Below are 14,274 nucleotides of genomic sequence, written 5' to 3' on the forward strand. Positions count from 1 at the left end.
GATGAAAGAAATTAAGATATTTTGTCCTGCTACTATCGCTAATCTATCTTGTGGATTCGATGTATTAGGAGTGTGTTTAGATAATGTAGGTGATCAGATGATCATCACTAAGACAGCAGAAAAAGGCGTGCGTATCAAGGCGATTATAGGCGCTGATTTACCACTCGAAGTAGAAAAGAATGTAGCAGGAGTAGCAGCCTTAGCCTTATTAGAGAAGTTGCAACCTGACTTTGGTTTTGAGATTGTTATTCACAAGAATATCAAGGCAGGAAGCGGTATCGGAAGTAGCGCTGCTAGTAGTGCAGGTGCGGTCTATGGTATCAATGCGTTATGCGGATATCCACTATCTAATAAAGAGTTAATCTACTACGCAATGCAAGGGGAGGCTCTTGCAAGTGGAGCACCTCACGCTGATAATGTGGCTCCTGCGTTATTAGGTGGTTTTGCCTTTATACACAGCTATGCCCCTTTAAATATTATACATATTAAGGCCCCAGAGGAGTTATACGCTACTGTTATTCACCCGCAGATAGAGTTAAAGACTAAAGATGCTCGTTCGGTTTTAAAACAATCAGTGACATTAAAGCAAGCCATTACACAATGTGGTAATCTAGGTGGATTGATCTGCGGGCTTTATACTTCGGATTATGATTTGATAGGTAATTCATTGCACGATGAGTTCGTCGAAGCTAAGCGTTCACTGCTAATTCCTAACTATGCACAGTTAAAACAAGCGGCTTGTGATAACGGAGCATTAGGAGGTGGTATCTCAGGATCAGGCCCTTCTGTATTTGCCCTAAGTAAAGGAAAAGCAAATGCAGAGCGCGTAGCAGAAGCGATGAGACAAGTAGTTAAAGATGCAGGATATGAATTTGATATTCACGTGTCACCTATTAATTCACAAGGTATAAAAGTATTGTAATGAAGTATTATAGTTTAAATAACCCTCAGCGAATCGCTTCTTTTAAAGAAGCGGCAATACAAGGTATTGCAGAGGATAAAGGATTGTTCTTTCCAATGGAGATTCCTCGATTAGACAAGGCGTTTTTTGATAATATGCAGCATCTAAGCAAAGAAGAGATAGCGTACCTAGTTATCTCTTGCTTTGTGGGCAACGATATTGAAGAACAAGAGTTAAGACAAATTGTCAGAGAGACTTTAGCTTTTGATTTTCCTGTAGTGCCGATAGATAAAGACATTTATACATTAGAATTATTTCACGGGCCTACGTTAGCGTTTAAGGACGTTGGGGCAGGATTTATGTCTAGATGCTTGAGAAGTTTTGTCAAAGGGAAGAAAGAGAAAGTGACTATTCTAGTGGCTACTTCGGGTGATACAGGAGGAGCTGTAGCTCACGGATTTTATGATGTACAGGGCATTGAGGTTGTTATCCTTTATCCAAAAGGGAAAGTGAGTAGCATACAAGAGAAGCAACTAACTACATTGGGCAAGAATATTAAGGCAATAGAGGTAGAGGGAAGTTTTGACGACTGTCAGGCGATGGTGAAAAAAGCATTCTTAGATGAGAGTTTAAAAGACTGTCATCTAACTTCTGCTAACTCCATTAATATCGCACGTTGGTTGCCACAGATGTTTTACTATTTCTTGATGTATAAGGAATTACAACACCTAAATAAACCATTAGTGGTATCTGTGCCTAGTGGTAATTTTGGGAATATTTGCGCAGGGATGCTCGCACAGCAAATGGGATTGCCTATCAGCCATTTTATCGCAGCTACTAATGCTAATGATACCATACCAAGATTCTTCTGGTCTAAAGCATACACCCCAAAACAAACAATAGAGACTATCTCTAATGCGATGGATGTAAGTGATCCGAGTAATTTTGTGCGTATTTTAGAGCTATTTGCTAAGGATGCTGAAGAGTTAGGCAGAGATTTATCAGCCTATTCATTTACGGATAAGGCTACACTAGCCCTAATAGAAGAACAGTATGCTAAGAATGGGTATCTATTAGACCCTCACGCTTCAGTAGGCTATTTAGGGATTAAGGAATATGCTAAAGAGCATCAAGATTTTACAGGTGTGTTCTTAGGAACAGCACATCCTGTTAAGTTTCCTGAGTGCATAGAACAATTGCTAAACATTGAGATTCCTATTCCAGATCGACTTAAAGATATTATGAAAGGAGAGAAGAAGAGTATTGTGATTCAGAATTATGAAGAGTTAAAACGAGTGCTTTTAAAATAATAGAAAGGGTTGTTCTGATTGTGATTAGAACAATCCTTTTTCTTTATTTCTACTTATCTTTACACCTCAAAATACAGTGAATATGATTAAAGTAGTACCCTTAAAAGAAGGAGATTTTTATGAAGATGAGGTGAAGAACTTTTTATCCATAGGAGATAAGGTATTAACCACAGAAATACAGTTAGCAGTACAACCCTTTTTAATTAGAACTGATAATCACAATACATTACTTGATGTTGGGTTAGGCTATCAAGAGAATGGGGAGTATGTCATCGATAAACTATTGGCAAAAGAGGGGTTAACTCCTTTAGATATTGACAGGGTGCTGATGTCACATTTGCACAAAGATCACATCAATGGACTAGTAGAAGAAATAGATAATGGATATAAAGGGCGTTTTCCGAATGCGAAGATATACATTCAGCGTAGAGAGGTTGCCTTTTCAGAGTTGTCGATGGATGATATTTCTTTTGATTATGATATTTTAGAGCAGGCATTAGCCTTGCCAAATATTGTATGGATGAATGATAATCAGGGAAGTATTGATGAACAGATTACTTATCAAGTGGTAGGAGGGCATACGCCGTATATGCAGGTATTTTGGATTAAAGATGAAGGGCAAATCATATTCTATGGTGCGGATAATCTACCGAAGCATAGTTACTTAGAGTTTAATATGGCATTTAAGAGTGATTATGATGGCAAACTAGCGATGAAGTGGCGTACTGAATGGAAGATACAGGCGGAGGCAGAGCATTGGACAGTGTTATTCTATCACGATATGGAACGAGCAGTGTATAGTTGTGAGTAGGAAGTTATAATAAATCTCTTAAAGTATTGTATATTAGATACTCATTCTTATAATATGAGTAGCTATGAGTAAAAGAGATTTGTTTATTGCGTTAGTGAAGTTAATTGGTTTTTCTAGTTTTATGGGAAGTTTTACTTCTTTATTGAATACTGCCTACTATTTAATATTAGGAGAGAGAAACTCTTTCGGGTATCAAGCTTCAGATATAGGATTATATGTTGCTCTACTTGTATTATCCGTTATCTTGATGGTATATGGAGATAAGATAGTAAGTATCTTTCGTTTGAATAAAGGTTATGAGAGAGATTTTATAGCCTTAGATAACTTGGTAGCAGCTGACATAGTTAAAGTAGGAGTGTTTATTATGGGAGTAATGCTTTTTATTAATAATATTCCTTATACTATATCGTGGGTTATACAGCGATTTTATAGTGACGTATCAGGTATCAATGCCAATGTATATGATAATTATTCTTTCTTTGTAGCTATTGGTAATGCACTTTTAGGATTTTTACTCTTGACTAATTTCGGAAGAATAGCCAAGTGGTTTGTCAAATGGAATAAAGAGGAATAATATAACCCTTCTAGTCTTGTGATTAGAAGGTTTTTTTATGTTGTGTCTATGGCGTATTTAAACTTTAACTATTCTGAGTTTTCTTTATTTTATCGATAGATATATTGAGTTATATAATTTATAATTCTATACTTTTTATTTTTAATTAGTCTTTTCTGTGTACTTTATTGTTTTATAATAGGTGTTGTTATGCTGTCTATTTAGAATTATTCTTGTTAGTGATATAAATAAGTCTACATTTGTTACTGTTTAAAGTAATTCTAAATAACAAGTGAGTACGCTGAATAAAGTTACATTATTGATGGCACTAACGATGACTTCCATAGGTTGGAGTCAAGTGAAGAAGAGCATAATAATCACGAATCACCATAATCAAGCAGTGAAGAGTGCTGTGGTAGTTATTAATGATCAACAGCATAAGACAGATAGGGAAGGGAAGGTACAGTTTGACTTAAAACAAGATGCCACCTACACGATTCAAGTTTTTGCAGATAGCTATCAAAGCATTTTTAAGACAGTAACCGCTATTGAGCAGATTAGTAATTCGATAGCCTTAGATGTGGATAACACGATGCTATCTGATATTGTCGTTCACACTAGAGATGAACAGAAGAGTAGTAATCGCGATATTATTCGCGCAGTTACAGTGGATACCAAGAGTGAAATACTACGTCCAAGTTCTCTAAATGACTTGATGAATAAGACAACTGGTATACGTGTCAGACAAGCAGGAGGATTAGGGGCAGAGACGAATATTAATCTAAACGGCTTTCAGGGAAATGCGATACGATTCTTTAAAGATGGCATTCCTATTAACTATATGGGGCAGGGATATAACTTGTCAAATGTACCTCTAGATGTGTTAGATAAAGTGGAAGTGTATAAAGGGATTATTCCTGTGCACTTGGCAAGTGATGCATTAGGAGGAGCGGTTAACTTAGTCTCTTCTGCTATTCAAAACAATCAATTAAGAGTTTCTACCGAGTATGGATCATTTAATACTGTGCGCTCTGCTGTGAGAGGGCATTATAATCTAAATGACAATTTCTATATAGGAGGTGAAGTATTCTATAACTATTCAGATAACAATTATAGGATTAATACACCAGATGCAGAGTTAGCAAAGACTCACGCTAAGGTTAAGCTGTTTCACAATCGCTATAAACACTTCTATAGCAATGCATATATCGGAGCTAATAATCTATCTTGGGCTGATAAGCTAGAGTTGGGAATTAGTTATTATACGATAGATAAACAACTTCAGAATAGCCCTACTTCTATGGCTGTTCCTTATGGAGGTATTCAAGATAAGCAACACAGTATCGTTCCTACACTTCGCTATAAAAAGAAGTTTCTAAATGACAAGATTTCTGTAGATCAATTCCTTTCTTATAACGTTGTTAAATCACAAGCTATAGATACCCTGAAAGGGAGATATAATTGGTTAGGAGAGTTTACTCCTAGAGGATTTAGAGCAGAAGGAGATATGCCGATGGATGCTGATATTGATATGACTTTCTTTACTTCTAGAACATTAATCGGCTATGAGATAAATACCAATCATCAATTGTGGTTAAACAATACTTATAATTATACTAAGCGAAAAGGAGTAGATCCTTATGGAAGAGTTCTTCAAGATTTAAATCAAACAGTGATAGAGTTGCCTACACATTATAAGAAAAATGTATTAGCAGTAGGATTAACGAGTCAGTGGTTGGATAATAAGTTAGAGACTAATGCTATCCTTAAGATGTATAATTATTCAAGTAGAGGACTGAACACAGGGAGTAATGTAGATCTAACAGCTAGAGATATACACAGTGTGTCAGATAGTGATTTTGGGTGGGCATTAGGCGCTAAATATAAAATAGGCAAACAAACTAATCTTCGCTTCTCTATAGAGAATGCTAGAAGATTACCAGGATATACGGAGTTATTTGGTGATTATATATTTATAGCATCAAACTTTAATTTAAAACCAGAAGAAAGTCTAAATCTAAATTTAGGGATAGAGCAAGAGGTGGGAAACTTGGCGTATAGTTTTAATAGTTTTTTCAGACATACACGAGATATAGTTGTTTTAGTTTCAGGTAACCCACCTCTTTCTATTTATGTGAATAAGGAGAAGGCTAATGGCTATGGATTTGAAGGAGATGTAAGTCTAAAGGTAGCTAATCATTACAAGTTTTATGGAAACTTTACCTGGCAGAGTATTCGCTATGGGGAGTTTGATAAAGCTGCTGACAAATGGCTAAAAGGCAATAGAGTGCCTAATATTCCTTACTTCTTCGCAAATATAGGAGCTGAAGCCAAGTTCGATAATATACTGCGCAAACAAGATCAATGGACTGCGTATATGAATGTAAACTTCGTGCGTGAGTTCTATATTCAACCCATAGACAAATCAATGGAACCAAGTGGATTCTTAGGATTATTTGGCAGTAGTAAAGGAGATGTAAAGAACATAGTTCCTGATCAAACATCAGTTACGTTAGGAACAGTGTATGAATTAAAAGATAAAGGAGTGTCTGTAGGTGTTGAGGTTCGAAATCTATTGAATCAAGACTTATATGACTACTTCAAAATACAAAAAGCAGGTAGAAGTATCTATTTAAAACTTAACTATAAACTCAATTAGTATGAAACTTATAAAACCACTATTATCAATGTCGTTTGTGTTTGCACTTGTGATGACATCTTGTTCTTCTTCTGATGACAATAGTCCTGTCACTCCAGTAGACCCAGAAGTTAAACCAAGTCAATATTTCGTAATGTCTTTATCTGAGGGGAAAGGACCTATTAAAAATGGTTTCTTAAAAGCCTATTCTACCTTGCCAAAAGCAGCGATAGACAATGCAACAGGTAATACTACTGCATCAGGAGGAATGGGAGGTTACCGTCAGTATGGTAACCGTGTATATAGAATGTTTGATGACAATAACTCTCGCGCTTTAGGACAATTTGTCTTTGATGAGAAAGGATTTTATACTACTAAAAGTATTGCTGTAGAGCCTAAGATTGCAGGTTCAGGAAACTTTACATTGACAAATGACTTTACAACAGGGTATTACTTTGAGGGAGCACAACCAACTCAACTACAGGTTTTTGATCCCGTGAGTATGGCAAAGAAAAGCATGTTAGGTGATTACTCACAGCAGATTAATGCATTAGAGAAAAAGCTAAACTTACAAGGGGTGAACTTTAAAGCGATAGGTCAGCATCTACTAGCAATCAATGGCAATAAGTTATATGCAGATATCACTTTTGGAAAGAATCAAGGTGCTCAGGGAGGTATGTTTGATGGAGTGTCTAAAGATGTGCATATTGCTGTTATTGATTTGACTAATGGCAAATGGATAGGGGATACAAGTGTGAAAAACACAGGGAATATCGCCTTTGTGGATGAGAATCCATTATACTACTTCGATGAGAATAAGGACTTGTATTTTATCTGTCAAGGGATAAAAACAGGAGGATTAGGAGACCAATCTAAGATCGCTCGTATAAAGAATGGTTCAAATGAAGTAGACCAGTCTTGGGAGTTAGATTTCAATAGTTTATTCAACAGTGTTTCTCCAGGTAAATTCTCAACTATTTATGTAGAGAAAGGCAAGATCGTAACACTAGTAAATGATGTACCGTTAGCAGACCCACAGAAGATTAATTTAACGCCTATTTGGAAATATGTCGTTATTGATATCAAGAGTAAGGCTATTAAACCTATTGAGATAGAAGGAGTAACATTAGTAGAGACACCAGCAGCTTCTTTAGGAGTATCTAAAGTAGACGACAAGAAGTTTATCCGCGTGGTGAATGACACCAAGCTTGGGTACTATGAATTATCAAGTGATTTGCAGAAAGCAACTCCGTCTATAGAGATTCAAAAAGGAGGTAAACCTCAGGGGATTTTTAAAGTAAATAAGTTATAAGAGATTATCAATGAAGAAGTATGTGTTTATTGTTTTAATGATGGTAATGAGTATGCAAGCACAGAATAGTTTTAAAGTAAGGGTAGAGGTCACAGTAGATGACTTCGCTAAGACAGAGGATGCAATTTATCTAACGGGAAATTTCAATCAGTGGAAACCTAAAGATAAGCGCTATCTAATGCAGAAAGTAGCAGGTACTGGGAATCAGTATGCTGTAGAGGTAGAGAACATTGCTCTGGGAGTGTTAGAATACAAATTCACAAGAGGAACTTGGCAGTCTTTAGAGTCTTCTACTAAGGGAAGATTAATCAATCTGCACGATGTGATGATAACAGAAGATACTGTGCTAAAGAATGAAATCAAGGCGTGGAGAGATCAGTTTAAAGCTTCTACTGCTCCTGAGGATTTGATCGTTCTAAAGAACTTCTATATGCCAGAACTCAACAGAGTAAGGGATATACGAATTTATCTACCGAAAGATTATGACTCTAGTGCAAAACAATATCCTGTATGGTATATGCACGATGGACAAGATTTGTTTGACGAGGCAACATCAGAGGGGAGATTAGGACCTGTAGAATGGGAAGTCGATGAGACTGTAGCTAAATATGGTGATCAATATATCATCGTAGGGATAGACCACGATTATCAAAAGAATCTTAGGGAGAAAGAGTATTCATTCTTTCCTACTCAAAGAAACCCGATAGCTGAAGGACAGGCATATATCTCGTTTATCGTAAAGACCTTAAAGCCTTATGTCGATGCACAGTATAGAACTGTAAAAGAGGCTAAGTATACAGGTATAGCAGGAGGATCACTAGGAGGGTTAATCTCATTATATGCAGGATTAACATATCCAGAGACATTTGGCAAGATTGGGGTATTCTCTCCGTCGATATGGCAAGATGACCATAATCTAGATACTTATATAAATAAGTTATCTGCTAATCAACTAGAGAAAATTCAAAAACAAAAGTATTATATCTATGGTGGTGAACGTGAGAATAGAAAGAAAGCAGATGGAAATGTAGTTAGAATGGATGAAGATATCTTGAGATTTTTAGAAGTACACCAGTCTAGATTAAAGTTGAATTATGAGTTAAATATTAATCCAAGAGGAAAGCACGGCGCTTGGTATTGGCAACAGGCTTTTAATTGGATGATAGCAGACTTATCTAAAATAGAAAGTAATAATTTTTAATAATAACAATATGAAATACATCAAATCACTAACATTTATGAGTGCTACGGTATTAGCAGCAATGGGAACTACTGCTACAGCACAAACGATAGATAAAAATCAACAAGTAGGAAAGGGACTTTATGAGGTAGCTTATAACAGTGTAGACAATGGAGTTTATGTAGCTTCTGTACTTGATTTTAAAACAAAAGAAGGAAAGATCTTTAAGTTAAATGGAAATGACTTATCTGTAGAGAAAGAGTATAGTGTGAATGGAAACCCTGTGTTTGGTATCGCTGTAAATGAGAAGTCTCAAAAGATCTATGGAACCAATACAATCACAAATGCTGTAACTGTATTAAACCTTAAAACAGGGGAAACTAAAGTAATCCCTGGTACTAATGAAAGTGGACACAATAGAGAAATTGCTATTGATGAAAAGACAAATACTATCTATGCTTCAGATACACAAGAAGACGGTAAGATTTGGATTATTGATGGAGCGAAAGATGTATTGAAAGGATATATTGAAAGGATATATTGACAACACAGGAATTCATACAGCTGGTCTGACGTTTGACACAAAGACTAAAAAACTATATGCTGTAAATATGGGAACAAATGAGGTGGCTATTATTGATCCTCAGAGCAAGAAAGTAATCAAGAAGTTCGCTTCAGGTGGTGAAAGTCCTATCAACGTATCAATCGATGAAGCAGGAAGAAGATTATTTGTTACTAATTCGTCAACAGGTCTAACTGTATTAAATGCAGATAGCGGAGAATTACTTAAAGTAGTTAAGTTTAATGGAGGTTCTTTAGGAGTTAACTACTTGCCAAAACAAGATAAAATTGTCTTGGCAAATAGAGTAGGCGGTAAGACTGTTATCGTAGATGGTAAATCTTATGAGGTAGTGAAAGAATTAGAGACAGGAAGTCATCCTAATACTGTAGCTGTAAATAAAAACTCAGGTATTGCTTATGTAACCAATAAGACTAAGAAAATGCCTGTAGTAGAAGGGCAAGAAGCTCAAGTAGATACTAACGGAGATACAGTTAGTAAAGTTCAGTTGTAAAATCAAAGCTCATCTATTATAATTAGAAAATGGCTATCCTGTGGTGGGGTAGCCATTTTTGTATAGATTTATTTTATTAGTCTTTTGAAGAGCAACTCTAGTTTAGTTGCGATAGATAGCTTACTATCTTTTAGAATAGCCTTAAAGCTATTGTCTTCATTTTTTATTTTAATTTTCAGAAGATGTCTAATGAGGTAGCTTTTGCCGTTATTATAGGTGGCTTTAGCATCTTTTTTCATTCCTTTTTGTAAGAAAAATTGTTCTCTATCTAGACAAGAGTTATAGTAATCTCTTATTTTCTTTTCAGACTGAGTGTGCATAATACTTCCTTCTCTATCCTGTCTGTAGTAGTAAAGAGGCAGATCAATAAACTTTATCTTCTTTGCCTTATCTATAAAGTGATGTACCACATACTCATCTTCATGGGTTTTGCCGATAGGATATCTTAGCTTAGTCCAAAGTTCTTTTTTATATAGTTTTGCCCAAGCAACAATAACTAAAGGCCTTTTAAATGTACTTATTTGTTTTAATAACTCGGTAGAAGTAAACGTTACAGATTCAAATGAATTAAAATCTTCTATCGTTATTTCATGTTGAGGTTGATTAGCATAATATGCTGAGAAATTACAGAATATAAGTTCGTGATCTTCAGTGTACTCAATTAAGATTTTAAAGTAATCTTCATGGATAAAGTCATCAGAATCAATAAATGAAATATAATCTCCAGTAGCGTGATCTAGACCAAAGTTGCGAGCCGAAGATAGGCCTCCGTTTTCTTTTTCTAAGAAAACGATTCTATTATCTCTAGCCGCATACTCCCTACATATTTCGGCAGAATTATCTGGAGTACCGTCATTTATTAGAATGATTTCTAAATTTTCGTAAGATTGGTTAATAATAGAATCTAGGCATTCTCCTAGATAGTCTTCTACATTATATATTGGAACTATTACTGATATTAAAGGTTCTTTGACCATATAGGGATAAGATTAATAATAAAAATGGAATGGTGTTAAAGATAATGCGCATTGTATTAAAAAAAAAGACTATAAAGGATTTTTTGTACTTTTCGTATAAAGTAATTTTAAAGAGGATTGACAGTCTAGTTAATTCTTTCATACCTTTATCCCTTTATATAAAATCAGTGGATATGGCACTACAGAAGATCTTAGTGGTAGATGATGAAGAGAAGTTGCGCAAGCTCTTATCGCGTATTATAGAGTTAGAAGGTTTTGAAGTACATCAAGCCCCTGATTTAAAATCAGCGACTAAAAAGTTGGCACAAGTGCCTATCGACGTAGTGTTATGCGACGTCAAGTTACCTGATGGAAATGGAGTAGCCTTCGTAGAACATATTAAATTAGTACATCCTACTGTTGAGGTCATCTTGCTTACAGCTTATGGGAATATTCCTGATGGGGTGCAAGCCATTAAAAATGGAGCTTTTGACTATATCACTAAAGGGGATGACAACAATAAAATACTTCCATTACTATATCGCGCCTTAGAACGCGTGGCAGTAAATCGCACTTTAGCAGAGAGTAAAGTGGACATAGAAGAAGAGATTACAGGCTTTGATCAAGTAATTGGTAAGTCTTCTTCCTTTACGGCAGCTATTCACTTGGCTAAGCGAGTTGCTCCTACTAATGCTACGGTATTATTAACTGGAGAAACAGGAACAGGAAAAGAAGTATTCGCACAGGCTATACACCGTGCAAGTACTAGATCGAAACACAGCTTTGTCGCGCTTAACTGCTCTGCTTTTAGTAAAGACTTATTAGAGAGTGAATTGTTTGGGCATAAAGCTGGTTCGTTTACCAATGCGATGAAAGACCAAAAAGGGCTATTCGAAGAAGCACATCAAGGAACTATATTCTTAGACGAAATAGGAGAAATGCCAATAGAACTTCAGGCTAAGTTACTTCGTGTATTAGAAACAGGTGAGTTCTTAAAAATAGGAGATACCAAACCCACGAAGGTAGATGTGCGTATAATCGCGGCTACTAATCGCAACTTCGAGAAGGAGATAAACGAGGGGCACTTTAGAGAGGACTTGTATTATCGCATCTCTGTATTTGAGATTAACCTACCTGCACTAAGAGAACGCATTGATGATATTGCGTTATTAGCAGAGCTTTTTAGAAAGCAGTTTGCAGCAGAACAACGCAGTGCTGTACAGGCTATCTCTACTGAGGCATTAGAAGCGATGAAGTTATATCCTTGGCCGGGTAATATCAGAGAATTGCGCAATGCTATGGAGCGTGCCATTATCTTGTGTATGCACACCAAGTTAGAGGTAGGAGACTTGCCTTATGAAGTACAACAAAAATACAAACCTACAGAAGACGGTTTATCAGCTCTTGATTTGGCGTCTGTAGAAAAACAACATATTCAAAAAGTACTCCAACATACTAATGGCAATAAGACCAAGACAGCAGAACTGTTAGGTATCGCCTTAACTACGCTGTATCGCAAGATGGCAGAGTATGGGATAGGGTAGATGTGCTAATTATAGCACTTTGTATGAAAATGCACTAATTAATACATTTTCTAAAAGATGTATTAATTAGTGCATTTTTTATGTATATTCGTAGAAGTAAATAGATAGTTATGATAGCAGTTATTACTGGAGATATTGTTAATTCGAGAAGTGTAGATCCCAAGGAATGGCAACCTCAATTGAAGTCTTTTTTGGAGACAAGCATTAATAACATGTCTAAATGGGAAGTATATAGAGGAGATAGTTTTCAGATTGAAACAACGATAGAAAAGGCTTTTGAACTTGTTTTGATGATTAAGGCTCTAGTTAAACACATCAGTAATCTTGATGTGAGAATGAGCATAGGAATAGGTGAGCAAGGTTATACTTCTGAGAAAGTAACAGAGTCTTATGGACAAGCATTCATTAATTCGGGAGAGGCGTTTGAAGAATTAAAGGATAAGACTCTGCGTATAAAAACGAATGACAGAAAGTTTGACGATTATTTTAACCCTATCTTAGGGTTGATTAGTTTTATAGCTGATCAATGGAAACCTGCAACAGCAGAAGCAGTCTTCTATGCACTAAGCAATAGAAATATGTTGCAGAAAGAAATAGCTGTATTGATGAATAAAGACAGTACTACTATTAGTAGAGCATTAAAACGAGCTGCTTATGAAGAGATAACGGATATTCTAAAATTATATGCTAATAAAGTAACATTATGCTTGACTTAATCATCAAAGTAGTATTTGCTCATTTAATAGGAGATTTTGTACTGCAAACAAATAAAATGGTAGCGGACATTAAGCATAAGGGGATTAAGTCTCCAGCTTTACTTACGCATACTGCTATTCATTTTATCACTCTATTAGTTATTACAGGATTTGAACAGAAGTATATCATAGGAGTGTGGATATTATCTATGTTACATTTAGTGATTGATATCTTTACTAAGATTTACTTGTCAAAAAAACTAAACTCAATTAAGGTACTACTTATTGATCAAGGACTACACGCTATTAGTATTGCTTTGTTTGTGTACTATTATTATCCTTTTGAGGTAAATTGGACCATAATAATGGGTAAAAATGCTTTAGCACTCTATAGCGCAATAGTATTACTAGTATATGCATCTCCGATTATTATTAAGAAACTGATAGAGCTTCTAAATTTTACTGTACCTAGTAATGGATTAGCTAATGCAGGAAAGTATATCGGTATCTTAGAACGCTTGTTTATATTCTTATTTGTGGTATTGCAACGTTGGGAGGGAATAGGTTTTCTATTAGCTGCTAAGTCTATCTTTAGATTCGGAGACTTGAAAGCAAATAAAGAAGTCAAACTGACAGAGTATATTTTGATTGGAACCCTTATGAGTTTTGGATTGGGAATTGCGATAGCGTTACTGTATAGTTTTGTTATTTCACTTTAGAGATATTTTTATGATATATAAGCTCCTGATTAGGGAGCTTTTTTATGCCTTAGAATAAGGGAAGCTTTATAAATAACTTATATACCCCTTTCAAAATGAAAGGTTCACTCCATAAAACCCTATCAAAACGATAGGGTTTCTTTTTTGGCATCTGTGCCAATTTTTTATAACTAATTGATTGATAGTGATGTTTGTTTTTTGTGCCAAAGTGGTACGCCATTCGCTTATACATTGGCAAAACAATACTTAATGAAAACACAATACACATTACAAAGTAGGCGTAACAAAAGATTACTCTACCTACAAAATATAGCTCTTAGAGCTATAACAAACAATCAAACCTAACTTAAATATATTATCAATGACAATTTTAGCGTGTATCGTTTTAGGCGTTGTGTGCTTTGCCTTGTTTTACAAAGCCATTCAGTTTTTTGACAATCTATAATTCAACAACCAATGATTCTATTATTAATTATTGCTTTGGCAGTATTTGCCTATCTGTGTTATGTCTTACTTAAACCAGAAAAATTCTAAGAAAATACAAAAGGAAATAGGGGCAGCCTTATTGATTTTTATACTAGT

Annotated in this window: 14 protein-coding genes; 13 read left to right on the forward strand and 1 reads right to left on the reverse strand. The window is 35.4% G+C overall.

What is annotated here, in order from left to right; all coding sequences use genetic code 11:
* Position 1: 1 nt before the first annotated feature.
* From LNQ81_RS12375 to LNQ81_RS12415, 9 genes are all read left to right on the forward strand, one after another.
* Positions 2–922, forward strand: a complete 921-nt coding sequence (locus LNQ81_RS12375; RefSeq protein ID WP_229947149.1) for a homoserine kinase — start codon at positions 2–4, stop codon at positions 920–922.
* A complete protein-coding gene (thrC, locus tag LNQ81_RS12380) occupies positions 922–2,211 on the forward strand; it encodes a threonine synthase (protein WP_229947150.1) in 1,290 nt (429 codons plus the stop codon). The genes LNQ81_RS12375 and thrC overlap by 1 nt, the downstream gene beginning before the upstream one ends.
* Positions 2,212–2,293: 82 nt before the next feature.
* Positions 2,294–3,022: an MBL fold metallo-hydrolase gene (locus LNQ81_RS12385; RefSeq protein ID WP_229947152.1), complete on the forward strand. Its 729-nt coding sequence runs from the start codon at positions 2,294–2,296 to the stop codon at positions 3,020–3,022.
* 64 nt (positions 3,023–3,086) lie between these two features.
* A complete protein-coding gene (locus tag LNQ81_RS12390) occupies positions 3,087–3,596 on the forward strand; it encodes a hypothetical protein (RefSeq protein ID WP_229947154.1) in 510 nt (169 codons plus the stop codon).
* Between the two features lie 271 nt (positions 3,597–3,867).
* Positions 3,868–6,234 carry a TonB-dependent receptor domain-containing protein gene (locus LNQ81_RS12395; RefSeq protein ID WP_229947157.1) on the forward strand — a complete coding sequence of 789 codons (2,367 nt, stop codon included), beginning with the start codon at positions 3,868–3,870 and terminating at the stop codon, positions 6,232–6,234.
* Position 6,235: 1 nt separating this feature from the next.
* Positions 6,236–7,525 (forward strand): hypothetical protein, encoded by a 1,290-nt coding sequence (locus LNQ81_RS12400; RefSeq protein WP_229947159.1) that lies wholly within the window; start codon positions 6,236–6,238, stop codon positions 7,523–7,525.
* A gap of 10 nt (positions 7,526–7,535) precedes the next feature.
* Entirely contained in the window at positions 7,536–8,726 is a 1,191-nt protein-coding gene (locus LNQ81_RS12405) for an alpha/beta hydrolase (RefSeq protein WP_229947162.1), read from the forward strand.
* Positions 8,727–8,736: 10 nt separating this feature from the next.
* A complete protein-coding gene (locus LNQ81_RS12410) occupies positions 8,737–9,249 on the forward strand; it encodes a YncE family protein (RefSeq protein ID WP_229947164.1) in 513 nt (170 codons plus the stop codon).
* A complete protein-coding gene (locus tag LNQ81_RS12415; RefSeq protein WP_229947166.1) occupies positions 9,233–9,778 on the forward strand; it encodes a YncE family protein in 546 nt (181 codons plus the stop codon). Before LNQ81_RS12410 ends, LNQ81_RS12415 begins: the two co-directional genes overlap by 17 nt.
* A 68-nt stretch (positions 9,779–9,846) precedes the next feature.
* On the opposite strand, the gene LNQ81_RS12420 is transcribed toward LNQ81_RS12415, so the two are convergent.
* Positions 9,847–10,755, reverse strand: a complete 909-nt coding sequence (locus LNQ81_RS12420; protein WP_229947169.1) for a glycosyltransferase family 2 protein — start codon at positions 10,753–10,755, stop codon at positions 9,847–9,849.
* Positions 10,756–10,928: 173 nt separating this feature from the next.
* On the opposite strand from LNQ81_RS12420, the gene LNQ81_RS12425 reads away from it, so the two are divergent.
* From LNQ81_RS12425 to kdpF, 4 genes are all read left to right on the forward strand, one after another.
* Positions 10,929–12,278: a sigma-54-dependent transcriptional regulator gene (locus LNQ81_RS12425; protein ID WP_229947171.1), complete on the forward strand. Its 1,350-nt coding sequence runs from the start codon at positions 10,929–10,931 to the stop codon at positions 12,276–12,278.
* A gap of 110 nt (positions 12,279–12,388) precedes the next feature.
* Positions 12,389–12,994 carry a SatD family protein gene (locus LNQ81_RS12430; protein WP_229947177.1) on the forward strand — a complete coding sequence of 202 codons (606 nt, stop codon included), beginning with the start codon at positions 12,389–12,391 and terminating at the stop codon, positions 12,992–12,994.
* A complete protein-coding gene (locus LNQ81_RS12435; protein WP_229947179.1) occupies positions 12,982–13,692 on the forward strand; it encodes a DUF3307 domain-containing protein in 711 nt (236 codons plus the stop codon). The genes LNQ81_RS12430 and LNQ81_RS12435 overlap by 13 nt, the downstream gene beginning before the upstream one ends.
* A 456-nt stretch (positions 13,693–14,148) precedes the next feature.
* Positions 14,149–14,226 carry a K(+)-transporting ATPase subunit F gene (gene kdpF, locus LNQ81_RS18260; protein ID WP_080694226.1) on the forward strand — a complete coding sequence of 26 codons (78 nt, stop codon included), beginning with the start codon at positions 14,149–14,151 and terminating at the stop codon, positions 14,224–14,226.
* Positions 14,227–14,274 lie beyond the last annotated feature (48 nt).

Origin of the sequence: Myroides oncorhynchi (genome assembly GCF_020905415.1) — a bacterium.
In the GTDB taxonomy this organism is placed as follows: Bacteria; Bacteroidota; Bacteroidia; order Flavobacteriales; family Flavobacteriaceae; genus Flavobacterium; species Flavobacterium oncorhynchi_A.

Coding starts and splice junctions, on each gene's coding strand:
- LNQ81_RS12375 (WP_229947149.1), top strand. CDS start 2: ATGAAAGAAATTAAGATATTTTGTCCTGCTACTATCGCTAATCTATCT.
- thrC (WP_229947150.1), top strand. CDS start 922: ATGAAGTATTATAGTTTAAATAACCCTCAGCGAATCGCTTCTTTTAAA.
- LNQ81_RS12385 (WP_229947152.1), top strand. CDS start 2,294: ATGATTAAAGTAGTACCCTTAAAAGAAGGAGATTTTTATGAAGATGAG.
- LNQ81_RS12390 (WP_229947154.1), top strand. CDS start 3,087: ATGAGTAAAAGAGATTTGTTTATTGCGTTAGTGAAGTTAATTGGTTTT.
- LNQ81_RS12400 (WP_229947159.1), top strand. CDS start 6,236: ATGAAACTTATAAAACCACTATTATCAATGTCGTTTGTGTTTGCACTT.
- LNQ81_RS12405 (WP_229947162.1), top strand. CDS start 7,536: ATGAAGAAGTATGTGTTTATTGTTTTAATGATGGTAATGAGTATGCAA.
- LNQ81_RS12410 (WP_229947164.1), top strand. CDS start 8,737: ATGAAATACATCAAATCACTAACATTTATGAGTGCTACGGTATTAGCA.
- LNQ81_RS12420 (WP_229947169.1), bottom strand. CDS start 10,755: ATGGTCAAAGAACCTTTAATATCAGTAATAGTTCCAATATATAATGTA.
- LNQ81_RS12425 (WP_229947171.1), top strand. CDS start 10,929: ATGGCACTACAGAAGATCTTAGTGGTAGATGATGAAGAGAAGTTGCGC.
- LNQ81_RS12430 (WP_229947177.1), top strand. CDS start 12,389: ATGATAGCAGTTATTACTGGAGATATTGTTAATTCGAGAAGTGTAGAT.
- LNQ81_RS12435 (WP_229947179.1), top strand. CDS start 12,982: ATGCTTGACTTAATCATCAAAGTAGTATTTGCTCATTTAATAGGAGAT.
- kdpF (WP_080694226.1), top strand. CDS start 14,149: ATGATTCTATTATTAATTATTGCTTTGGCAGTATTTGCCTATCTGTGT.